The organism is Pedococcus sp. P2_A3 (assembly GCF_056405035.1).
Genome location: NZ_JBFUCW010000022.1, coordinates 13056 through 35026 on the forward strand (window position 1 = coordinate 13056; position 21971 = coordinate 35026).

17 protein-coding genes and 1 pseudogene are annotated in these 21971 nt (G+C 72.1%); 8 read left to right on the forward strand and 10 right to left on the reverse strand.

What is annotated here, in order from left to right:
* Positions 1-84 precede the first annotated feature (84 nt).
* Positions 85-1278, forward strand: coding sequence for a sensor histidine kinase (locus tag AC1DX8_RS16460; protein ID WP_477631024.1), 1194 nt, complete (start codon positions 85-87; stop codon positions 1276-1278).
* Complete coding sequence (locus AC1DX8_RS16465) at positions 1275-1940, forward strand: response regulator (protein ID WP_477631025.1); 666 nt, start codon at positions 1275-1277, stop codon at positions 1938-1940. Before AC1DX8_RS16460 ends, AC1DX8_RS16465 begins: the two co-directional genes overlap by 4 nt.
* Positions 1941-2125: 185 nt before the next feature.
* On the opposite strand, the gene AC1DX8_RS16470 is transcribed toward AC1DX8_RS16465, so the two are convergent.
* Complete coding sequence (locus AC1DX8_RS16470) at positions 2126-3463, reverse strand: MFS transporter (protein WP_477631111.1); 1338 nt, start codon at positions 3461-3463, stop codon at positions 2126-2128.
* On the opposite strand from AC1DX8_RS16470, the gene AC1DX8_RS16475 reads away from it, so the two are divergent.
* Positions 3462-4352, forward strand: a complete 891-nt coding sequence (locus AC1DX8_RS16475; RefSeq protein ID WP_477631026.1) for an NYN domain-containing protein — start codon at positions 3462-3464, stop codon at positions 4350-4352. The two genes, AC1DX8_RS16470 and AC1DX8_RS16475, sit on opposite strands and share 2 nt — an antisense overlap.
* A 7-nt stretch (positions 4353-4359) precedes the next feature.
* Here AC1DX8_RS16475 and AC1DX8_RS16480 read toward each other — a convergent pair whose 3' ends face one another.
* Positions 4360-4941 carry a pentapeptide repeat-containing protein gene (locus AC1DX8_RS16480; RefSeq protein WP_477631027.1) on the reverse strand — a complete coding sequence of 194 codons (582 nt, stop codon included), beginning with the start codon at positions 4939-4941 and terminating at the stop codon, positions 4360-4362.
* Between the two features lie 108 nt (positions 4942-5049).
* Here AC1DX8_RS16480 and AC1DX8_RS16485 point away from each other — a divergent pair, with 108 nt between their 5' ends.
* The 3 genes from AC1DX8_RS16485 to AC1DX8_RS16495 all read left to right on the forward strand — a co-directional run bounded on the left by AC1DX8_RS16485 (position 5050) and on the right by AC1DX8_RS16495 (position 8860).
* The gene (locus AC1DX8_RS16485; protein WP_477631028.1) at positions 5050-6147 is read left to right on the forward strand and encodes a citrate synthase 2; all 1098 of its coding nucleotides are present in this window, start codon (positions 5050-5052) and stop codon (positions 6145-6147) included.
* Between the two features lie 111 nt (positions 6148-6258).
* Positions 6259-7380 (forward strand): phosphoserine transaminase, encoded by a 1122-nt coding sequence (serC, locus tag AC1DX8_RS16490; protein WP_477631029.1) that lies wholly within the window; start codon positions 6259-6261, stop codon positions 7378-7380.
* A gap of 241 nt (positions 7381-7621) precedes the next feature.
* Positions 7622-8860, forward strand: coding sequence for a lytic transglycosylase domain-containing protein (locus AC1DX8_RS16495; protein ID WP_477631030.1), 1239 nt, complete (start codon positions 7622-7624; stop codon positions 8858-8860).
* A gap of 256 nt (positions 8861-9116) precedes the next feature.
* Here AC1DX8_RS16495 and AC1DX8_RS16500 read toward each other — a convergent pair whose 3' ends face one another.
* The 5 genes and pseudogenes from AC1DX8_RS16500 to AC1DX8_RS16520 all read right to left on the reverse strand — a co-directional run bounded on the left by AC1DX8_RS16500 (position 9117) and on the right by AC1DX8_RS16520 (position 15123).
* A complete protein-coding gene (locus tag AC1DX8_RS16500) occupies positions 9117-10415 on the reverse strand; it encodes an MFS transporter (protein WP_477631031.1) in 1299 nt (432 codons plus the stop codon).
* On the reverse strand, positions 10412-10879 hold the full coding sequence (locus AC1DX8_RS16505) for a MarR family winged helix-turn-helix transcriptional regulator (protein WP_477631032.1): 468 nt from the start codon (positions 10877-10879) through the stop codon (positions 10412-10414). The genes AC1DX8_RS16500 and AC1DX8_RS16505 overlap by 4 nt, the downstream gene beginning before the upstream one ends.
* A 162-nt stretch (positions 10880-11041) precedes the next feature.
* Positions 11042-12553 carry an NCS2 family permease gene (locus AC1DX8_RS16510; protein ID WP_477631112.1) on the reverse strand — a complete coding sequence of 504 codons (1512 nt, stop codon included), beginning with the start codon at positions 12551-12553 and terminating at the stop codon, positions 11042-11044.
* Between the two features lie 1239 nt (positions 12554-13792).
* Positions 13793-14728: pseudogene (locus AC1DX8_RS16515) on the reverse strand (DUF3027 domain-containing protein); the annotation flags it as partial.
* Positions 14728-15123: a cold-shock protein gene (locus tag AC1DX8_RS16520; protein WP_477631033.1), complete on the reverse strand. Its 396-nt coding sequence runs from the start codon at positions 15121-15123 to the stop codon at positions 14728-14730. The gene AC1DX8_RS16520 and the pseudogene AC1DX8_RS16515, both read right to left, overlap by 1 nt.
* Before the next feature lie 114 nt (positions 15124-15237).
* On the opposite strand from AC1DX8_RS16520, the gene AC1DX8_RS16525 reads away from it, so the two are divergent.
* The gene (locus AC1DX8_RS16525) at positions 15238-16554 is read left to right on the forward strand and encodes an MFS transporter (protein WP_477631034.1); all 1317 of its coding nucleotides are present in this window, start codon (positions 15238-15240) and stop codon (positions 16552-16554) included.
* Here the strand turns inward: AC1DX8_RS16525 and AC1DX8_RS16530 are convergent.
* Together AC1DX8_RS16530 and AC1DX8_RS16535 are read right to left on the reverse strand one after the other, a co-directional pair.
* Positions 16535-17476 carry an aldose 1-epimerase family protein gene (locus AC1DX8_RS16530; protein ID WP_477631035.1) on the reverse strand — a complete coding sequence of 314 codons (942 nt, stop codon included), beginning with the start codon at positions 17474-17476 and terminating at the stop codon, positions 16535-16537. The genes AC1DX8_RS16525 and AC1DX8_RS16530 overlap by 20 nt on opposite strands.
* Positions 17477-17568: 92 nt before the next feature.
* Positions 17569-18537: a hypothetical protein gene (locus tag AC1DX8_RS16535; RefSeq protein ID WP_477631036.1), complete on the reverse strand. Its 969-nt coding sequence runs from the start codon at positions 18535-18537 to the stop codon at positions 17569-17571.
* 102 nt (positions 18538-18639) lie between these two features.
* Here AC1DX8_RS16535 and AC1DX8_RS16540 point away from each other — a divergent pair, with 102 nt between their 5' ends.
* The gene (locus AC1DX8_RS16540) at positions 18640-20967 is read left to right on the forward strand and encodes a helicase-associated domain-containing protein (protein ID WP_477631037.1); all 2328 of its coding nucleotides are present in this window, start codon (positions 18640-18642) and stop codon (positions 20965-20967) included.
* Between the two features lie 13 nt (positions 20968-20980).
* Here the strand turns inward: AC1DX8_RS16540 and AC1DX8_RS16545 are convergent, their stop codons facing one another.
* A complete protein-coding gene (locus AC1DX8_RS16545) occupies positions 20981-21913 on the reverse strand; it encodes a hydroxymethylglutaryl-CoA lyase (RefSeq protein WP_477631113.1) in 933 nt (310 codons plus the stop codon).
* Positions 21914-21971 lie beyond the last annotated feature (58 nt).

Sequence of the window (21971 nt, forward strand, 5' to 3'; positions counted from 1 at the left end):
TCCCCCTCGAGGCGGAGCGCGCCGCCTCACCGCTCCTCCCCAAGTGGGATACGCGTGCTCGACGAGCGCCCTACTGTTTTCGCCATGTCTCGAGCCAGCGCCCTGCGCGACCACCGGGTGGTGCCCGCCGTGGCGGCGGTGGCGCTCGGCCTGCTGGGCCTGGTGGAGGCGTGGTCCGACCCCGAGTTCCGGCCCCACTTCGGGGTGCTGGCCGTCGCGTCTGCCGTCATCGCCGCGGGCTTCGCGGTGGCCGTGCGGTGGCCGGTCGCCGGGGCCTTCGTGGTCGCCTGCTTCTACCCCGTCTCCACCCTCCTCGGCGCCCCCGGCCCGGGCGGCGCCGGCCTCATCGCGTCGCTCGTGGCCACCGCGTATGCCGGCTTCGCGGCCTCGCCGCGCACGTCCCGGGTCGCGATCGTCGCCTCGGTCGGCGTGTTCATCGTGACCGAGGGCCTGCGCAACGGGCTGAGCTGGGACACCGTCTTCTTCCCCGCCGCCTTCGTCCCGGCCTGGTGGGTCGGCACCCTCGTGCGACGGGAGCGCGAGCGCAGCCGACAGGTCATCGCCCTCGCGACCGAGCTCGACGCCCGGCGGGAGGCCAGTGCCCGCGCTGCGGTGGTCGAGGAGCGGGCCCGCATCGCCCGCGAGGTGCACGACTCGGTGGCGCACTCGGTCAGCGTCATGACGCTCCAGCTGGGCGGGCTGCGACGGCAGCTCGACTCGGTGCTGGTGGACCACCCCGCCGAGCGCGACGTGATGCTGGGGCTGGAGCGCCTGGGTCGTCAGTCGGTCGAGGAGCTCCGGGCCACGGTGGGCCTCCTGCGCGAGAGGGGCGACGCCGTGGACGGGGCGCCGCCCCCCTCCCTGGCCCGGCTCGACGACCTCGTCGCCGACGTGCGCGCCACCGGCCTCCCCCTGTCCCTCGACGTGAGCGGATCGCTGGAGGGGCTTCCCAAGGCCGTGGACACCGCGGCATACCGGATCGTCCAGGAGGCGCTGAGCAACGTGCTCCGGCACGCCCCGGGGGCCCATGCTGTCGTGCGGGTCGTCAACGACGACAGCGTGGTTCGGCTCACGGTCAGCGATGACGGCGGGGCGAGCCACTCCCACGCCGACGAGTGGACGACCACCCCCGAAGCCGGCGCAGCCCCCGGTGGGCACGGCATCGTCGGCATGCGCGAACGCGTCCAGATGCTCGGAGGAAGCCTGGCGGTCGGACCGGTGACCGGTGGCGGCTTCGAGGTCGACGTGCGGCTGCCGATCCGGAGGGAGTGGTCGTGAGCATCCGGGTGCTGCTCGTCGATGACGAGGCGATGGTGCGGGTCGGGCTGCGCATGGTCCTCAGCGCGGAACCCGACATCGAGGTGGTCGGCGAGATCGGGGACGGCGAGGCCGCCGAGGCCGCTGTCCTCGAGCTCGCCCCCGACGTCGTGCTGATGGACGTCAGGATGCCGAGGGTCGACGGGATCGAGGCGGCTCGGCGCGTGATGGCGGCGAGGTCGCGGACCAAGGTCGTCATCCTGACCACCTTCGGCGAGGACGAGTACGTCGAGGGGGCGCTGCGGTCCGGCGTCAGCGGCTTCCTGCTCAAGGTGTCGCCCCCGGAGCAGCTGGTGGCGGCCGTGCGGACGGTGGCCTCGGGCGGCGGGCTGCTCGACCCGTCGGTCACGCTCCGGGTGATCGAGCGGTTCGCGGGGGCGCCGACACCGCGGACGGTGCGCTCCGCGGCGCTGGACGCCCTCACCGAGCGCGAGCGCGACGTGCTGACCCTCATCGCGCGAGGGCTCTCGAACGCCGAGATCGCTGCGGACCTCTACCTCGGCGAGGCCACGGTCAAGACGCATGTCTCGAACGTGCTCATGAAGCTCGGCCTGCGCGACCGCGTGCAGGCGGTCGTGGCCGCGTACGAGCTCGGGCTCGTCGCCCCGGGGAGCTCCGGCTAGGACTCGGCCCATCGGCCGGGATTCGGGCCCCGCGCGACGCTCCGGCCCGCGAATTGCGGCCCATGGGCCGGGATTCGGGCCCCGCGCGACGCTCCGGCCCGGGAATTGCGGCCCATGGGCCGGGATTCGGGCCCCGCCCGACGCTCCGGCCCGGGAATTGCGGCCCATGGGCCGGGATTCGGGGCCTACGGCGTGGGGTGCCGCGCGTCGTAGCGCACGAACCCCGGCTGGAGCCGGGCCAGCACGACGATGGCGAGCACGCAGGCGAACCCACCGACCACCGCGGTGCGCGCCTCCCCGATGCCCTGGGACAGGAAGCCGCCGGCCATCTCCCCGAGCCTCGGCCCACCCGCCACGACGACGATGAAGACGCCCTGGAGCCGCCCGCGCAGGTGGTCGGGGGTGGCCGCCTGGAGGATGGTCGTGCGGAAGACCGCGCTGACCGAGTCGGACCCGCCGGCGACCGCCATCGCCACGAGCCCGAGCCACAGCGCCGCTCCCTTCGACATCACCCCACCCGCTGCGAGCATCGCTCCCCCGAAACCGGCKATCGCGAACCCCCACCCCACGATCGACACGAGGATCGCCAGGCCCTGGCGACGCACGTGCCCGAGCTGACCGGAGAAGAACATCGCGACGATCCCGCCGACCGCGGCAGCGGCCGACAGGGCGCCGACGGTCTTGGCGCCCCCGCCGAAGATCACCGCGCCCGCCGCTGGGAAGAGCACCCGTGGCTGGGCCAGCAGCATGGCGCAGATATCGGCGACGAAGGTCATCCGCACGTTGGGCCGGGTGGCCAGGAACGCGAACCCGTCGAGCACCGACCGCAGCCCGGGCCGGCTGGGCGCAGCGCCCTCCTCGGCCGGTTCCGGCGGCAGGGACGGCAACCGCGCCAGCCCCCAGAGCGCGGCCGTCGTGATGAGCGCGTCGGTCGTGTAGGCCGCCTTGAACCCGCCCCAGTCGACGAGCACCCCTGCCAGCAGCGGGCCGACGGTCATGGAGGTGGCCATCGCGAAGACCGACAGGGCGTTCGCCGCGGGCAGCAGGTCGCGCGCGAGGATGCGCGGGTAGATGGACGACCGGGCGGCTGACGAGACCGCGAACGCGCCGTTCCACAACGCCACCAACGCATAGAGCACCCACACGTGCGTGTTTCCGGCCCAGGCCTGGAGAGCACACAGCAGGCTCGCCAGGAAGGAAATGGCCTGCGCGATGAGCCCGACCCTGCGCCGGTCGAAGTGGTCGACCAGCGTCCCGCCGTAGAGGCCCATGAACACCAGCGGCACGAGGGCGCAGAACCCGACGATGCCGACCGCCGCGGTCGAGCGCGTGATCTCGTAGACCTGGAGGCCGATCGCGACCACGGCCATCTGGCTGCCGACGTTCGAGAGGGTGAACCCGGCATACAGCCGCCGGTACGGCGCGTTGTCCCGCAACGGGGTCAGGTCGAGGAGCAGCGCCACGAGCCGACAGTATGCCGCGCGGTCACGGCCGCGACGCCCGGTGCCGTACGGTCGGGCCATGGACCCCCGCGCCCGGATCGCCCTGCTCATCGACGCCGACAACTCCTCGGCCACGAAGATCGACCTGATCCTCAACGAGCTCAGCGCCTACGGCGAGACCAGCATCCGCCGCGCGTACGGCAACTGGACCAAGGCCGGGCTGCGGCCCTGGGCCGACGTGCTGCACCCGCGGGCGATCCGCCCCATGCAGCAGTACGACTACAGCCGCGGCAAGAACGCCAGCGACATGGCGATGGTGGTCGACGCGATGGCGTTGCTGTACAACGACCACCCCGACGCGTTCGGGATCGTCTCGTCGGACGCCGACTTCACCCCGCTGGTGATGCACCTGCGCGAGAAGGGCGCCGCCGTCTACGGGTTCGGCGAGCGCAAGACGCCCGAGCCGTTCCGCTCGGCCTGTACGAAGTTCCTCTTCCTCGACCAGCTCGCCGAGCCCGACGAGGTCGCCGACACCTCCGCCGCGGAGGCCTCGTCAGCGACCCAGAGCGCCGACACCCCCACTGACTCGCCCACTGACTCCGCGCAAGGCAGTCGCACGACCAAGGCCACAGCGGCCCAGGCCGCGGCCAAGAAGGGCGCGACCAAGGCTGCCACGAAGGCAGCTCCGAAGGCGGAGCCCAGCCCCGCTCGCCGGACGACCGCCGAGCTCCGCCAGGACGGCGGGCTGGTGCGGTTGCTGCGCAACGCCGTCGCCCGGGCTGCCGACGACGACGGCTGGGCCAGCGTCGGCGCGGTCGGCAACAGCATCTCGAACCAGTCGTCCTTCGACTCGCGCAACCACGGCTACGCGTCGTTGAGCAAGCTGCTCAAGGCGACCGAGCTCTTCGAGGTCCGCACCGTCGGCAACACCATGTCGGTGCGCGACAAGCGGCAGGCCCGCAAGGCCTGACGCCCGCTCAGTCGGCGACCTTGAGACCGAGCTCGTGAGCGAGGGCTGGGCCGAGGTCGATCAGCTGCACCGCCGACACGGTGGCACCACGCAGCCCGGCCACCCCGCGTGGACCGGCGAGGTCGGCGCCGGTGAGGTCGACGTCCTTGAAGGTCCCCTTGGTGAAGTCGGGCGAGACCAGGCGGCACCCCTCGAACGACACCCGGGTCAGCGTGGCCTCCCCGAAGTCGGCCTCCACCAGCTGGCAGTCGACGAACTCGACGTCGAGCAGCGTCGCCCCCCTGAGGTTGAGGAACTCGACCTTGCAGCCCTCGAGACGCACCCGCGCCAGCTCGGACCCGTAGAGCGCCACGGCCCCGAGCCGCGCACCCTGCACGAGGCAGTCGGCCCAGGTCGACTCGGCGAGGTCGAGGCCCGCTCCGTGCACGGCATACAGGCTCGTCTCGGAGAAGCGCGAGCGCGGGGCGCGCAGCTCGCTGAGGTCGCACCGCTGGAAGGTGCACTCGAGGAACCGCGCACCGCCCGCGGAGGACCCGCTGAGGTCGTCGGTGAAGACCTCTCCGTCGTAGTCCGTCTCAGGCCTGAGCATCGGCCCATAGTGGCCCATCGGGCAGACAGTGCAGAATGAACCCGCCAGTAGGAAACCGGGCGCCCCACCGGGCGACCCCCTCCAACACCGAATGCCGAGAGGACACCGATGTCCGACAGCGACTTCAAGCCGGGCCTCGAGGGCGTCATCGCCTTCGAGTCAGAGATCGCCGAACCCGACAAGGAAGGCGGTTCGCTCCGCTACCGCGGCGTGGACCTCAAGGACCTCGTCGGCAAGGTCAGCTTCGGGCAGGTCTGGGGGCTGCTGGTCGACAACGAGTTCGACCCCGGCCTCCCCCCGGCCGAGCCGTTCCCGCTGCCGGTGCACACCGGCGACATCAGGGTCGACGCGCAGTCGGCGATCGCCCAGCTGGCGCCGCTGTGGGGCTTCAAGCCGCTCCTGGACATCTCCCCCGAGCAGGCCCGTGACGACCTGGCCCGCGCGTCGGTGATGATCCTGTCGTTCATCGCCCAGTCCGCACACGGCCAGCACACCCCGATGGTGCCGCAGGCGCGCGTCGACGAAGGCCGCACGATCGTCGAGCGCTTCATGATCCGCTGGCGGGGCGAACCCGACCCCAAGCACGTCGAGGCGATCGACTCGTACTTCACCTCCGCGGCCGAGCACGGCATGAACGCCTCGACCTTCACCGCCCGGGTGATCGCCTCGACCGGTGCCGACGTCGCTGCCTGCCTGTCGGGCGCGATCGGCGCGCTGTCGGGCCCGCTCCACGGCGGCGCCCCCTCCCGCGCGCAGCACATGATCGAGGGAGTGGAGCGCACCGGTGACGCCCGCGCGTACGTCAAGGACGTCCTCGACCGCGGCGAACGGCTGATGGGGTTCGGGCACCGCGTCTACCGTGCCTACGACCCGCGGGCCGCGGTCCTGCGTGACACCTGCAAGCGGCTCGGGGCCCCGCGCTACGACGTGGCCCTCGAGCTCGAGCAGGCAGCGCTCGCCGAGCTGCGCGAGCGCCAGCCCGACCGCGTGCTCGAGACGAACGTCGACTACTGGGCAGCCGTGCTGCTCGACTTCGCCGACGTACCCGGCGACATGATGACTCCGCTGTTCGTGTCGGCGCGCACCGCCGGCTGGTCGGCGCACATCCTCGAGCAGAAGAAGACCGGCCGCCTGATCCGGCCGTCCGCGCGCTACATCGGCGAGGGCCCGCGCGGGCTCGACGCCGTCAAGGGCTACCAGGGCTGAGCCCCGGTCGGTATGCCGCGTGGCCGAGCCGGCCACGCGGCATACCTGTGCCTTGGTCCGGGTGGTGGACCTCACGTCCCACGCCTCGGGACAGGGTGAGAGACTGACGACGTGACCGAGACTGCGACGCCCACGATCCCCGCCGACCTGCTGCCCAAGGACGGCCGGTTCGGCTCCGGCCCCTCCAAGGTGCGACCCGAGCAGGTCGACTACCTCGCCAGCCTGGGGACGACCCTCCTCGGCACGTCCCACCGCCAGGCCCCGGTCAAGAACCTCGTCGGCGCGGTCCGCGAGGGGCTGTCCGAGCTGTTCAGCCTCCCCGAGGGGTACGAGATCATCCTCGGCAACGGCGGCTCGACCGCCTTCTGGGACATCGCGGCGTTCGGGCTGGTGCGCGAGCGCGCCCAGCACCTCGCGTTCGGCGAGTTCTCCGCGAAGTTCGCCTCGGTGACCCAGAACGCGCCGTTCCTCGGTGACTCCACGGTGATCAAGGCCGACCCGGGCACGCTTGCCACCCCCCGCGCCGAGGCCGGGGTCGACGTCTACGCGTGGCCGCACAACGAGACGTCCACCGGCGTGATGGCCCCGGTCAAGCGCGTCGACGGCGCCGACGACGGCGCCCTCGTGCTCGTCGACGCGACCTCCGGCGCCGGCGGCCTGCCCGTCGACGTGTCCGAGTCTGACGTCTACTACTTCGGTCCGCAGAAGTGCTTCGCCGCCGACGGTGGCCTCTGGCTGGCGGCCTTCTCGCCCGCAGCGCTCGCCCGCGTCGAGGAGATCGCCGCCTCGGGTCGGTGGGTGCCCGACTTCTTCAGCCTGCCGACGGCCGTGACCAACAGCCGGCTGAACCAGACCTACAACACGCCCGCCCTCGGCACGCTCGCGCTGCTGCGCAGCCAGGTCGACTGGATCAACGAGCAGGGCGGGCTCGACTGGGCCGTCAAGCGCACCGCCGACTCGAGCGGTCGCCTCTACGACTGGGCCGAGCGCACCTCCTACACGACCCCGTATGTCGTCGACCCCGCCGCCCGCTCGCAGGTGGTCGCCACGATCGACTTCGCTGACGAGGTCGACGCGAGCGCCGTCGCCGCGACGCTGCGGGCGCACGGCGTGGTCGATGTCGAGCCGTACCGCAAGCTGGGGCGCAACCAGCTCCGGGTGGCCACCTTCCCCGCGGTGGACCCCGACGACGTGTCGGCCCTCATCGCGTGCATCGAGCACGTCGTCGGCTGACCACCGCCCTCGCTCCGTCCCTCCCCCTCTCCACCCCTCCCCTTCCCCGGCAAAACGGCCGTTGCGCGACAAAACGGCGTCTATAGCGCCCGTTATGCCGCGCAACGGCCGTTTTGCGGGCCATTCCACCCGCCTGGCGATCGATCTGTCGCGTAACTTCGAGCCGAACCACTCGTTGACCCTCATGTGACCCGGGGTGGACACCCCAACGGTCGAGACAGCGACGTCGAGGAGCCGGACGATGACACGCACGATGCGACTGCCGTGGCGGACTGCTGCTGGAGCCGTGCCGGCGATCGCCCTCGTCGCCAGCGGGATCGCCCTCGCGGCGACCGGCGGGAGCCCGTCGACCCACATCGTGGCCGACTCCTCCCCCCTGGTGACCGTCCCCGGCACGGCGCTCGACCGCCTCGACGCACCCGTGCTGCCGTCGTTGCCCGAGCTCCCCGCACCCGCCGAGGCCGAGCCCACCCCGCTCTACCAGCCGGCCGGCCTACCGTCGTCGATGACCGTGAACGGCATCCCTGCCGCCGCCCTCGACGCCTATCGCCGCGCAGCCACGATCGTCGACGCCGCCGATGCGCAGTGCCGCATCGACTGGGCCCTGATCGCCGCCATCGGCAAGGTGGAGTCCAACCACGGGCGCTACGGCGGGAACGGCATCGACCGGGACGGTACCGTCCGCCCGGGCATCTACGGCATACCCCTCAACGGCAGCAACAACACCGCAGCCATCCGCGACACCGACGGCGGGGTGTACGACCGCGACCTCACCTGGGACCGCGCGGTCGGGCCGATGCAGTTCATCCCCGGTACGTGGCGCGTGGTCGGCGTCGACGCCAACGGCGACGGGCGCAAGGACCCGCAGAACATCGCCGACGCCGCAACGGCCACCGCGGTCTACCTCTGCTCAGGCCCCGGCGACCTCAGCACCGACTCCGGCGCCCGCTCGGCCGTGCTGCGCTACAACCACAGCGACGCGTATGCCGACCAGGTGCTGGCCCTCGCTGCCGGTTACCGCAGTGGCTACACGGTCGTGCCCGGCTCCGACCTCACCGACTCCCAGCGCAACGGCTCCCCTTACCTCCCCTCCGGCGAGCCGCGGCCGATGACGAGCTACGACCCCGTGAAGGCCTCGCAACCCGCAGCCAAGCCGGCCACCAAGCCGGGCAGTGGCGGATCGTCGACCCCCGCGGGTGGCGGCAGCACGGGCGGTGGTTCGTCCAGCCCGACGCCCACGCCCTCGCCCAGCGGCGGTGGCAGCGTGACCGGCGTGGTCAGTGGTGTCGTGGGTGGTGTCGTCGGCGGGCTCACCGGCAGCACGCCGACCCCGACTCCCAGCCCGAGCACGCCCGCTCCGGCTCCGACCACCCCCGCCCTGCCGCTGCAGGTGCTCCCGGTGGGTGGGAAGTGCCCGGCCGGCTATGACCCGGTGCTCAGCGCCCTGGGCGTCGTCGTGCTCTGCAACCTCCACACCTGACGCCCCTCCTGCGACTTCTGGCCGCTGGTGTCGCACCGAGGCCCGGATCAGGCCCTCGGATGAGGCATGGGTGGCCAGCAGTCGGGGTGCTCAGCAGGCGGGGGTGCTCGGCAGTCGGGGTGCTCGGCAGTCGGGGTGATCAGCAGTCGGGGGTGGTCGGCGGACGAGGATGGTCAGCGGACGAGGCTCGCGATGACTGCGGCGGCCACGACGATCACGAGGACCGCGATGGTGACCCGCCGCCGGAAGACGGGCGTCACCGGGCGGCCTCAGGCACCGGCTCGGACACCTCGGGCTGCGGGAGGGTGCGGATCCGGATGCGGGGGCGACGCTGGGACTCGTAGGTCACCTGCACATTCTCGTGCCTGGCCGTCCAGATCGACACCACCACCAGCGTGATGGCGATGGCGATCGTGCCGATGGCGATGGTCCAGCGCGGACCCCAGACATCACCGATCCAGCCGATGAGGGGCGCTCCGAGCGGCGTGCCGCCCATGAAGATCGCCATGTAGAGGGCCATCACCCGACCACGCATGGCCGGGTCGACGCTCAGCTGGACCATGGCGTTGGCCGTGGTCAGCGCGGTGAGCGCGGACAATCCCACCGGCACCAGGGCGAGGGCGAACAGCACGTAGCTCGGCGCCATCGCGGCCAGCCCGCTGGAGATCGTGAACCCGACGAGCGCGACGAGCAGGATGCGCAGGCGTGGCCTGGCCCGCCGGGCCGACAACAGGGCGGCGGTGAGCGAGCCGATCGCCATGATCGAGCCGAGCAGGCCGTACTCCTGAGGTCCCTTGCCGAACTCCTTGGTGGCCATCAACGCCGTGGTGATCTGGAAGTTCATGCCGAAGGTGCCGAGCACGAAGACCAGCACCATCACGAGCTGGATGTCGGGCCGGCTGCGCACGTAGGAGATGCCCTCGCGGATGGCGCCCTTGCCGCGGGCCAGCGCCGGGGCTGGTCGCAGCTCGCCGGGCCGCATGGAGACCAGCGCGAGCAGCACGGCGATGAAGGTGAGCGTGTTGAGCATGAGGGTCCAGCCGGTGCCGAACGCGGCGATCGTCAGTCCGGCGACCCCGGGCCCGATGAGACGGCCCGCGTTGAACGACGCGCTGTTGAGCGACACGGCGTTGGCGAGCCGGTCCCGAGGCACCATCTCGGAGACGAACGTCTGGCGGGCGGGGTTGTCGACCGCGGTCGCGACGCCGGTGAACAGCGCGAGGCCGTAGACCATCCACAGCTGCGCGGAGCCGCTCACGACGAGCAGCCCGAGGGCGAGCGAGGACAGCGCGAGCGAGGTCTGGGTGATGGCCAGGATCCGCCGCTTGGGGTAACGGTCGGCGATCATGCCGGCCCACGGCGCGAGGAGGAGGAACGGCAGGAACTGCAGACCGGTCACGATGCCGAGCGCCGACGACGAGTGGTTGGTCAGCTCGGTGAGCACCAGCCAGTCCTGGGCGACGCGGCCCATCCAGGTGCCGATGTTGGAGATGAACGCCCCAGCGGCGTAGATCCGGTAGTTGCGGATGTCGAGCGAGGAGAAGGTCGGGCTCACTCGTTGGCCACCCGGGTCAGGATGGCCGAGGCCTGACGCAGGACGTCCTGCTCCTCGGCGGTGAGGCGGCCGACGCGCACCGACATCCAGGCGTCGCGCTTGCGACGGATGTCCTTGAGCAGGGAGGTCGCGTCGCGCGTGAGCGACAGGATCACCTGGCGGCCGTCAGCCGGGTCAGCGGTGCGCTCGACGAGGCCGCGCTCGACCAGGGCGGCGACGGTGCGGGTCATGCTGGGCGCGCTCACCTTCTCGATCTCCGCGAGCTCGCTCGGGGTGCGCGGCGCCTCCTCGAGGCGACACAGCACCGAGAACTGGTGCGGCGCAACAACATGCGTGCTCTCGAACCGCACACGGCGACTGATGCGCATGCAGGCGAGACGGAGCTCACCCGCGAGGGCGGAGACGGCGGAGGGCGAGAGACCAGCATCGGCAGCGCGGCGGGCGCGTGCGGGGGGTGGTGTCATGGTTCGCTCCTTGTCGATACTTAGCATAACTCATTACCTCTGCTAAGTATTTCCGGAGCCTCCCACCTCCAGCCCGACCCCGCCAAACCACACAGGTATGCCGCGTGACCCCCTCACGGGGCCACGCGGCATACCTGCGTGTGGTCGTGGTCGGGCTGGAGGTCAGCCGACGCCGAGGACCTCCTTGATCGGGGTGATCGCGAAGTAGAGGAGGAACAGCGCCGAGACCGTCCACAACAGCGGGTGGATCACCGAGGCCTTGCCGCGCACCACCTTGATGAGCGTGTACACGACGAAGCCCGCGCCGATCCCCACGGTGATGGAGTAGGTGAACGGCATCAGGACGATCGTCAGGAAGGCCGGCACGGCGATGTCGAGGTCGTCCCAGTCGATCCCCCTGACCTGCTGCATCATCAGGAAGCCGACGACCACGAGGGCCGGGGTGGCTGCCTCGTAGGGGACGACCTTGACCAACGGGGCGAGGAACGTCGCAAGCAGGAACATCACACCGGTCACGACCGAGGCCAGGCCGGTGCGGGCGCCCTCGCCGACCCCGGCGGCCGACTCGATGTAGGAGGTGTTGGACGAGACCGAGCCGGCGCCGCCCGCGATGGCTGCGACCGAGTCGACGAGCAGGATCTTGTCGGAGTTCGGGGGGTTGCCGTGCTCGTCGAGCAGGCCGCCCTCGGCGCCGACGGCGACCATCGTGCCCATGGTGTCGAAGAAGTCGGCGAGCAGGAGGGTGAAGACCAGCAGCAGGGCCGCGACGAAGCCGAGCTTGTCGAACGAGCCGAGCAGGTTGAACTTGCCGATGAGGGAGAAGTCGGGGACGTCGACGACCTGGTCGGGCAGGGCGGGGACGTTGAGGCCCCAGCCGGCGGGGTTGACGAACTTGCCGGTGGCGTCGAACTGGCCGCCGATCTTGCCGATCGCCTCGACGATGATCGCCAGGACGGTGCCGCCGAGGATGCCGTAGAGGATCGCGGCCTTCACCTTGCGGACCATCATGATCACGATCGCCAGGAACCCGAGCACGAAGACCAGCAACGGCCAGCCGTTGAGGGTGCCCCCGATGCCGAGCTCGACCGGGACCGGACCGGTGCCGGTGCGGCGCACGAAGCCGGCGTCGACCAGGCCGATGATCGTGATGAACAGGCCGATGCCGACCGAGATCGCGGTCTTGAGCTGGCCCGGGATCGCCTTGAAGACCGCCTGCCGGAACCCGGTCATCACGAGCACCAGGATGATGACGCCTTCGATGACGATCAGGCCCATGGCGTCGGCCCAGGTCATCTCCGGCAGCTTTGCGATGCCGAACGTCACGAACGCGTTCAGGCCGAGACCGGTGGCCAGCGCGAGCGGGTAGTTCGCGACGATGCCCATGAGCAAGGTCATGACCCCGGCGATGAGGGCGGTGCCGGCCGCGACGAGGGTCTGCGCCTTGACGATGTCGCCGCCGCCGAGGAACTGGCCGACGCCGTCCTGCTGCGTGCCGATGATGAGCGGGTTGAGGACCACGATGTACGCCATCGTGAAGAAGGTGACCAACCCACCGCGGACCTCGCGGCTGAGGGTCGAGCCACGCTCGGTGATCCGGAAGAAGCCGTCGAGTCCACCGGCACGGGCCGGGGAGGGACGTTGCGCCGCCTTGGGCGGGGAGGAGGGCTTGGCCATGGGCAGCAGGGTAGGGCCTGCGTGTTTCCGAATCGTGAAGGCTACGCTGCCCGCATGAGCGAGTCGCAGGGTCGGGGCCGGCCGGGCACCGACGGGGAGCCGGTGGCGCCCGCTGCGGTGGGGGCCGGGACCGACGTCCCACCCGCGGGTGAGGAGCTGCAGCCGCTCGCCGTCAGCACCGCCCGGGTCGTGCTCTGGGGCGAGGTCGCCTGGGTGGTCGCGCTGGTCGTCATCCTCGCCGTGCCGACACTGCACGAGGGCAGCCGCGACTGGTGGCCCTGGGTGCCGGTGGCGGGCATCGCGCTGGGCCTGATCGGGTTCTCCTACGTGCGCCGCGGTCGGGGCAACGCGGCCGGCGCCGAGTAGCCCCTCCCTGCGCTCCGGCAACCCCCTGCGCACCGGCAACCCCCTGCGCACCGGCAACCCCCTCCGCAAAACGGTGGTTGCTCGACGAAACGTGGTCTGTGGAGCCCGTTTCGTCCGGATCCGGGCCAGGATCCGCTCAGGATGGGCGAGCTCGTCCCAGGTGACCCGGACCACCTCGTACCCCAGCTCCCTCAGCCGGTCCTCACGCCGCTTCTCGGCCACGACGACTGCCGGGCCGTCGTCCCCGCGGTACTTCAGGGCGCCGTCGAACTCCACCACCACGCGACCGGCGACCAGGAAGTCGACTCGACCCACCAGCTCGCCGCGCTCGTCGCACAGGGTGGCCTGGGACTCAACGGGCAGGCCGAGGGCCTCGAGCACCAGCCGGGTCCTGCTCTCGCCGGGCGACTCCGCGGCCGGGTCAAGGCTCGCCATGGCTCGGCGAAGGCGGGCAGTCCCACGCAAGCCCCGGCGGAGTCGTCCGGCCGCGGCCTGCAGGTCGCCCAGGCTGCATCGGCCGTCATGGAGGGCCGCATCACCGGCGACGACGCCGGCTTCGACACTGACCGAGGAGCTCGTGACGATGGCATCGGCGACCGCGAGCGTGGTCAGCCCGTCGACCTCCCGGCGGTCCACGAGCGCACGCAACGGCATGACCCGCAGGCCCGATGACGTGGTGGTCTCCTGCACGTCGGCCATCAGGACGACGAGGCCGCGGTCGACGTGCCACAGCGGCAGACCGTGCAGGGCGAGCGCCGAGTGGTGGGTGGCCGTCTCAGACCTGCTCCTCGAACGCATCGTCGCGGCGACGGTGAGCCGGTAGCGCTCGTCGTGGCCGGCTCCAGTCCACAGGGACGCATCGGCATACGCCCCTCTTCTCACCCGCACCAGCTCGCCGCGGTCAACCCACCGACCCACCTCGTCGGCACTGATCCCGAGGGTGCTCAGCTGCACCGCCCCGACGACGCCCTGCTGTGCGGTCAACAGTGCTCGTGACTGGGAGTCCATGTCGCGAGGATCGCGGGCGCACCCGCTGTGGGGGACCTGGCACCGACGGACCTGTGGACGGGCCCGAGCCGCGACCGTGGCCTGTGGAAAGACCCTGCCCGCAAAACGGTGGTGGGGCGTCGACACCGGGTTGACAAATAACATATAGTAGCCGCAGCCGTGGTCAAGGCTTACGACGCGACCGTCGGAAGGTGACCAGGCGTTGGCGCACACGCCGAAAAAAGAGCGAAGTGCACCCGCCATCGGGAGGAAGTAGCCACAGGAGGAGCAGGGGGCCGGGGCCTTCTCGGCGACGTCGGCGTGCGGGCCGCTCTCGCCCTCGTACCAGCGCTGCGCAGCAGCCTCGCGGCCCTCCGCCGACAGCACGCGCTTGCGGCCGAGGCCCAGCTCGTACGCGGCGAGCTCGTCGACCTCCTCGTCACCGGTCGCCTCGAACCCGGGCTCGAGCAGCGGGTCGTCCTCCTTGTAGGGGAGGACGTCGCCGGCCCCGAGGTCGCCGGGAGCCAGCCGATCGGCATACGGGAGCCACTCGGGCGAGAGCAACGCGCCGTCACCCGGGACGAGGTTGGTCTCGCACACCGTCGCGGTCTTGCCGCGGGGCACGCGGGCGATCGTGATCGCCCAGCGCCAGCCGGGGTAGGACTTCGCGGTGCACGCGAAGTAGTGCGTGGCGAGCCGTTCGTCGTCCATCTCCATGCCGAGGTGGTCACCGACGGTGCCGCGCTCCGCGATCGACTCGGCCGCCTCGCGGGCGAGGTCGACGGCTGCGGCCAGGACGGCGTCCGCCTTCATGGCCGGCATCAGGGCTCGATCTGGTCGGCGAGGAAGCGCAGGACGGCGGCGAGCTTGGTGGCGTGGTCCTTCTCGGGCCGACGCCCGCGCCGCAGCGCGTTGGAGGCGTTGTCGAGCAGCTTGATGGCATCCTCGACGAGCGGCGCGAGGTCCTCCGGGGACTTGCGCGACGCCTCGCGCTTGCCGGCGCTGACGGTGGGGGCGGCTTCGAGCAGGCTCACCTGCAGCGCCTGCGTGCCGCGACGTCCCTCGGCCACGCTGAACTCCACGCGCGTGCCGCCCTTGAGCGTCGCGACGCCCTCGGGAAGGGCGTTCGCGTGCAGGAACACGTCGCTTCCGTCGTCGTCGGAGATGAAGCCGAAGCCCTTCTCCGCGTCGTACCACTTGACCTTGCCAGTAGGCACTTGTCTTCCTCTTGCCTCGAAAAGTGTGGGGGTGCGTCGATGCGCACTCGCAAGGTTATCGGGTGAGTCCAAATCCTTTTGGGAGTTGTCGGTGCCGTGGGGGAGGATCGCCCGGTGAACGAGCAGGGAACACCGGGGCACAGCATCCGCGAGTTCTGGGCAGAGCTCCCACCCGCGGGGCGCTGGCTGCTCTCGACGGTGGCCGTGCAGACCCTCGGTCGCGGCCTCACGCTCCCCTTCACGGTGATCTACCTGCACGAGGTGCGCGGCATCTCGCTCGACCTCGCCGGGCTGTTGATGGCCTTCATCGCCGTGGTCGCGCTCGCCGTCACCGGACCGGCCGGCGCCCTGACCGATCGCGTCGGGGCCCGCACCATGCTGCTCTGGGCCACCTCCGCCCAGCTCGTCGGCTGCGTCGTGCTGGCCTTCGCGACCACCCCACTGGTCGTCGCGGTCGGGTTCCTGTTCCTGGGGCTCAACTTCGGCGTCTCGTGGCCGGCCTTCAACTCCCTCGTCGCCGCCGTGGTCTCCGGGCAGGCCCGCCAGCAGTACTTCGGCATCAACTTCGCGCTGGTCAACCTCGGCATCGGGCTCGGCGGGGTGGTCGGTGGGCTCTACGCCGACGTCGACAACCCGACGTCCTTCACGGTGATCTTCCTGGCCGACGCCGCCAGCATGCTGGTCCCGATCGGCCTGTTGCTGGGGCCGCTGCGCCACGTGCACGGTCGGGCCGAGAAGCCCGAGGACGCGGAGGTCGGAGAGGGCTCCTACCTGACCATCCTGCGCAAGCCGGCAGTGGCCTGGCTGACCGTGCTGACCTTCCTCGGCGTGTTCGTCGGGTACGGCCAGATGGAGGCCGGGTTCCCCGCCTTCGCGCGGCAGGTGAGCGGAGTCTCGACGGGCGTGATCGGGTTCGCCTTCGCCATCAACACCGCGGTGATCGTCGGACTCCAGTTCTTCGTGCTGCGACAGATCAGGGGCAAGCGCCGCACCAGGGTGCTGATCGTCATGCTCGGCCTGTGGTCGGTGGCCTGGGTCGTGCTGGGGCTCACCGGCCTGGTCAGCGGCACGATGGCCGCCGCAGCCGGCGTGCTGCTGTTCCACGCCCTCTTCGCCCTGGGCGAGACCCTGCTCCAGCCGACCATCCCGGCGATCACCAACGACATGGCGCCAGACCACCTGCGCGGCCGTTACAACGCCGTCAACGCCGGCGCCTTCCAGGCCGGCACCATCCTCGGCCCGGTCGTCGCCGGGTTCATGCTCAACCACCGCTGGTCGACGGCGTTCGTGGCGATGATCGTGGTCGGCTGCGGGGTCATGGTGGTGCTGTCGCTGACCCTGGAGCGCCGGATCTCCCCGTTCGTCAACGGCCTGCAACGCGACCCGGTCGGGTCCGACCCGCTTCCGCAGGTCAGCGAACGGTCCCCCTGAGCGCGGCGGGTTCGATCCCCCACCGGGCCGACCAGGAGTCACCGGGTGCGAGCACCACGAGACCCTCCCCGCTGTTGAACGCGTTGGCCGGGCACGACATCGGCTCGACAGCGATGCCCCGTATGCCGTCGACGCCCGTGTCCTTGCCCTTGGCGGTGAAGACCTGGGCCCAGTCCAGCGACTCGTCGCCCCACACGCTGACGTCACCGGTCTCGAGGCCTCCGACGACGACTTCCCACCCACCGTCGGCACGGGCGCGGGTGAGGTCGGTGAACGCCGTGTCCAACGACGTCGTCCCCAGCGGCCTGCGGGTGCGGAAATCCACCTCGGGACGGACCACCGCCGTGGCCGTCGGGATCAGCTGGTCGTCCACGAGCACCTCGAGCCCGGCCGGGATGGTGAGCTCGACCTCTGCCAGAGGGGTACGCCCGAGGGCGATGTAGGGGTGCGCCCCGAAGCCGAACGGCGCGGGGGCCGGGCCGACGTTCGACGCGTGCACGCTGACCACGAGCCCGTGCGGCTCGAGGACGTAGTTGACGCTGAGGTCGAGCGTGGCGTCCCAGCCCGGTTGCGGGTGGAGCCGGGTGCGGACGGTCAGCGCCGACCAGTCGTCAGCGTGCCAGTGCAGCTGCCAGGTGGCCCACCGCACCAGGCCATGGCTGGCGTTGTGCAGGGCGGGCTCGCTCAGCCCGAGCTGGAGGTCGGCGCCCCCGAAGCGGTACTTCCCGTCACGAATGCGGTTGGGCCAGGGCATCAGCACCTGTCCGCGACCTGCGCGGCATACCTCGTCGTCGGCGTAGCCGGCCACCACGTCGGTGTCGTCGACGCGGTAGGTCCGTAGGCCGCCACCCACCTCGACGACGGTGGCCTCCTGGCGGCCACGTCGGAGGGTCCACTGCTCGCCGCTGGGAGAGGTCGTCACGGGATCACGCTAGTGCCCGCCCCGCGCGCCCGGCGGGCGCCGACACCTCGCCGGGGAGCCCGATCGTGGGGTCGGCACAGCGGGACGCCGGTTCAGCCCTTCCGGGCGGCGGTGACGAGGACCGCCTTCGCGCCGTCCTTCTCGGCGACCACGAGCACCGAGTCACCGACGGCGAGGGCACCGGTCCGGCCGCGGGTGTCGGTGCCGAGGGTGTAGGTGGCGGTGAAGTTGTCGTCGCTCTTGACGGTCACCGACGTCGCACTGGCCTTGGTGACCGTGCCGCGCTGGACCGTCATGACGACCGCCGTGCCGTTCTGCTGCACGGTGAACTCCCCGTGCTGGACGGCGCCGAGCCCCATGGCGCCACGCATGAGGCCACCCATGCCGTTGCCCATCCCGCCCGGGCCGCCCTGGCCGCCCAGGCCGTCCGGGCCGTCGCCGTCGTTCTGGTCGTCACCGGGGCCGTTGCCCTGCCGGCCCGGCGCGCCCGGTCCTTGGGGCATGCGGTCGAGCTTGCGCTGCTGGCCGGGCGGGAGTCCTGGTCCGTCCATGCCCGCCCGTTCGATGCGGGCGTTGCCGTCGTGGTGGGCGGCCCGCACGGCGAAGAGCCCGACGGCCCCCACGGTGCCGAGCACGAGCAGGGTCGTCAGCGCGGCGGCCACGATGACGGCGATCAGCCCACCGGTGGTCGACGTCGCCTGGCGCCAGAGCCCCGGGCGCCTCGGCGGCGGTCCCGCGGGCCCACCGGCAGCGGGCCACACCGGCCCCCCGGGTGGACCGACCGGCGGCCGACCGGAAGGCGGCCCGGCCGGCGGCGGCCCGCCAGGCACCGCCTCCGAGAACCCGGGCACCGCACCGATCGGCGTCATCGGCTGCGTCGCCGCAGGTATGCCGCTCGTGGGCGTCTCCGACGCACCCGACCCGGGCGCGGGGTCGGTCATGGACGGCGGCGGGACCGGCGGTGTCGAGGAGGCCCGCGGGTCGGCGGCCGATGCTTGCTGGTTCGCGGTGGCCGACCCCTTCGTGCTGCGGGGCTTGCCTGGTCCGGTGGGCTCCGACATGGCGCCTCCTCTCGTTGTCACCAGTGTGGGTGCGGAGGCTGTGCATGGCATGGGAAATGGCTGAGAGTCTGACCGTCCGACGGAGGCGACTACCGTGGTGCGGTGGCCGTCCCCTCCTCTCCCCGTCGCTCGACCCCTTCGTCGGCGAGCTCCGGTGCCGTGGGGGGCGCCGGCGCGACCTCGGCCCGGGGGGCGCGCTCGATGGCCGACGACGTGCGGGAGCGCAGTGACGACCAGCTCGCCGAGCTGCTGCGCCGACGCCAGGACCTGGCCCGCCCGGCGCCCGCCGACCTCTCGTCGCTGGCCGCGAGGGCCGGCACCCGCGCCAGCGTCCAGCGCGCTGTCGACTCCCTCGACCTCGCCCACCTCCAGGCCCTCGAAGCCGCCCTCGCCGCGCCCTCGCCCGTCGAGACCGCGGCCGTCGGGGCGCTGCTCGGGGCCGACGCGTCCGAGGTCGAACCCCTCCTCGACGACCTCTGGACCCTCGCGCTCCTCTGGCGCAGCCCGGAAGGCCTGCGCGTCGCCCGCACCGTCGCCGAAGTCCTCCCGCACCCGGCCGGACTCGGCCCCCGCGCGACCGACAGCTTCGTCGAGGTGCCGGCCGCCGACTCCGTCGCAGCCCTGCTCGAGGAGGCGCCCCCGGCCGCGCGCGCCATCCTCGACCGGCTCACCTGGGGACCCCCGCTGGCGGTCCTGCCGCCCGGGACCCCCGAGCGCGTAGCCCTGGGGGCGGACTGGCTGCTCGGGCAGCACCTCGTCTTCGCGCCGACGCCCGACCAGCTCGTGCTGCCGCGCGAGGTCGCGCTCGCCCTGCGCGAGGGTCGCAGCCACGCCTCCCCCGCGCTGCAGCCGCCCGCCCTCGAGGGAGCGCTCCGGCAGGACTCCGAAGTCGACGCCGCGGCGGGGCAGCAGGTGACCGACCTCCTCGCGCTCGTCGACGAGCTCGCCGCCGCGTGGGGACTGCGGCCGCCCCGCGTGCTGCGCTCCGGTGGCCTGGCGGTCCGTGACCTCAAGCGGCTGGCTTCGGTGCTCGACGTCGACGAGACCCGGGCGGCGTTCGTCGCCGAGCTCACGTATGCCGCGGGCCTCCTGGCCGACGACGGCTCACTCGACCCGTCGTGGGCGCCGACGCCCGCCTACGACGAGTGGCAGCAGCAGCCCGGGCACCAGCGCTGGGCGGTGCTCGCCCGGGCGTGGCTGCTCAGCACCCGCGCCCCCCACCTCGTCGGCACGACTCCCGCCGGCGCCTCCGGCACGGTCAACGCCCTCGGTCCCGATGCCCACTGGCCCCCGGCCCGTGGCCTGCGCAAGGACGTCATCGACCAGCTGGCGGCCGCCGAGCCGGGACTGGCTCCCGACCGCGCGAGCGTCGGCCGGGCCCTGTCGTGGCACCGGCCACGCCGGGTCCCGGCCAGCCTCGACACCGTCGTGGGTGCGGTGCTGGTCGAGGCGGAGTGGTTGGGGGTGACCGGTCGTGGCGCCATCTCGAGCGCCGGTCGGGCGCTGCTCGACGGCCGCTCCGACTCCGACCTCGCCGCGGCCATGCAGCCGCACCTCCCCGAGCCCGTGGAGCACGTGCTGCTCCAGGCCGACCTCACCGCCATCGCACCGGGCCCCCTGGCCGGGGGGCTCGCCACCTTCATGCGGCTGGTGGCCACTGTGGAGTCCCGAGGCGGCGCGACCGTGTACCGGTTCAACCAGGAGTCCGTGCGCCGGTGCCTCGACGCGGGGTGGTCGGTCGACCAGGTGCTGGGCGCCCTCGGTGATGCCAGCCACACCCCGATCCCCCAGCCGCTGGACTACCTCATCCGAGATGTCGCCCGCCGGCACGGGCAGGCGCGGGTCGGGGCGATGCGGGCCTACATCCGGTGCGACGACGAGGCCACCCTCGGCGCGATGGTCGCCGACCGAGAGCTCTCGCCGCTCCAGCTCCGCAGCATCGCGCCCACCATCCTCGTCTCACCAGTGGCGGCCGAGACGGTGCTGGAGTTCTTGCGGGAGAACGGTTTTGCGCCCGCGGCCGAGACGCCCGACGGCGGCATCATCGTGCCCACCACGGGGGCCCACCGCACCCCGCTCCAGCGACGGCCCACCCCGGTGACGGCGCAGACGGTCGACGACGAGCTGGTGACGACGATGGTCGGTGCGCTGCGCGCCGGCGAGGAGGCCGCGGCATACCAGCGTGAGCAGGTCGCGAGCAGACCCGGACCCAGCCTCCCGAGCACCGACCCGACCACGACGCTCGCGGTGCTGCGCGACGCGGCGGCGGACCGGCAGGCGGTCTGGATCGGCTACTCCGACGCGGACGGGCGCACCCAACGCCTGCTGTTCTACCCCGATCGGGTCGAGGGCGGGCGGGTGCACGGCACCGCCGACGGGGCCGCACGGACGCTGTCGATCCACCGCGTGACCGGCGCCGTCCAGGGCTGAGCCGGCCCGCTGGTCAGCCGCCGGCGAGGGCGCGCACGACACCGGACGGCGAGGGGCGACCGAGGTGGCCGGCCATCCAGACGCTGGTCTCCACCAGCTGGGTGAGGTCGACCCCGGTCTCGACCCCGGCGCCGTCGAGCGCCCAGACGAGGTCCTCGGTGGCGAGGTTGCCCGTGGCGCTCTTGGCGTAGGGGCAGCCGCCGAGCCCGCCGGTGGAGGCGTCGACCACGGTGACGCCATGGCGCAGGGCGGTCATGGTGTTGGCGAGCGCCTGGCCGTAGGTGTCGTGGAAGTGGACGCCGATGCGCTCGTCCCCGATCCCGCCCGCGTCGAGGGCGTCGAGGAGGCGGCTCACGTGGCCGGTGGTGCCCGTGCCGATGGTGTCGCCGAGCGAGAGCTGGTCGGCGCCGAGGTCCATCAGGCGTTGCGACACGGTGACGACCTGCTTGATCGGCACCGGCCCCTCCCACGGGTCGCCGAAGCACATGGAGACGTAGGCCCGCACCCACAGCCCGGCCTCTTTGGCGCGGGCCACGACCGGCGCGAACATCTCGACCGACTCGTCCACGGTGCGGTTGAGGTTCTTGCGCGCGAACGTCTCGGTGGCGCTGCCGAAGATGGCGACGGCCCCCACGCCGGCCCGCAGCGCGTCGTCGAGGCCGCGCTCGTTGGGCACGAGCACCGGGCGACGCGGCCCGCGGCCGAGCTCGCCCAGGTCTTCGAGCACCTCGCGGGCGTCCGCGAGCTGCGGCACCCACGTCGGTGGCACGAAGGACGTGGTCTCGATCGTGTCCAGACCAGCAGCAGCGAGGCGTCGGATGAACTCGGCCTTGACGGCTGCCGGCACGACCGACTTCTCGTTCTGGAGCCCGTCGCGCGGACCGACCTCGTAGATGGTCACCCGCTCGGGCAGCTCGGGGTTGGGCTCGCGCTGGGGAAGTCCGATGCTCACCCCCTGATCCTGCCATTCCCGGACTCGGGCGTTCACCCGTGCGTCGGGGGGT

What these genes read in the sequence shown, in the direction of transcription:
- AC1DX8_RS16460 (WP_477631024.1), top strand. Translation starts at nt 85, where the DNA reads ATGTCTCGAGCCAGCGCCCTGCGCGACCACCGGGTGGTGCCCGCCGTG.
- AC1DX8_RS16475 (WP_477631026.1), top strand. Translation starts at nt 3,462, where the DNA reads ATGGACCCCCGCGCCCGGATCGCCCTGCTCATCGACGCCGACAACTCC.
- AC1DX8_RS16480 (WP_477631027.1), bottom strand. Translation starts at nt 4,941, where the DNA reads ATGCTCAGGCCTGAGACGGACTACGACGGAGAGGTCTTCACCGACGAC.
- AC1DX8_RS16485 (WP_477631028.1), top strand. Translation starts at nt 5,050, where the DNA reads ATGTCCGACAGCGACTTCAAGCCGGGCCTCGAGGGCGTCATCGCCTTC.
- AC1DX8_RS16495 (WP_477631030.1), top strand. Translation starts at nt 7,622, where the DNA reads ATGACACGCACGATGCGACTGCCGTGGCGGACTGCTGCTGGAGCCGTG.
- AC1DX8_RS16505 (WP_477631032.1), bottom strand. Translation starts at nt 10,879, where the DNA reads ATGACACCACCCCCCGCACGCGCCCGCCGCGCTGCCGATGCTGGTCTC.
- AC1DX8_RS16510 (WP_477631112.1), bottom strand. Translation starts at nt 12,553, where the DNA reads ATGGCCAAGCCCTCCTCCCCGCCCAAGGCGGCGCAACGTCCCTCCCCG.
- AC1DX8_RS16535 (WP_477631036.1), bottom strand. Translation starts at nt 18,537, where the DNA reads ATGTCGGAGCCCACCGGACCAGGCAAGCCCCGCAGCACGAAGGGGTCG.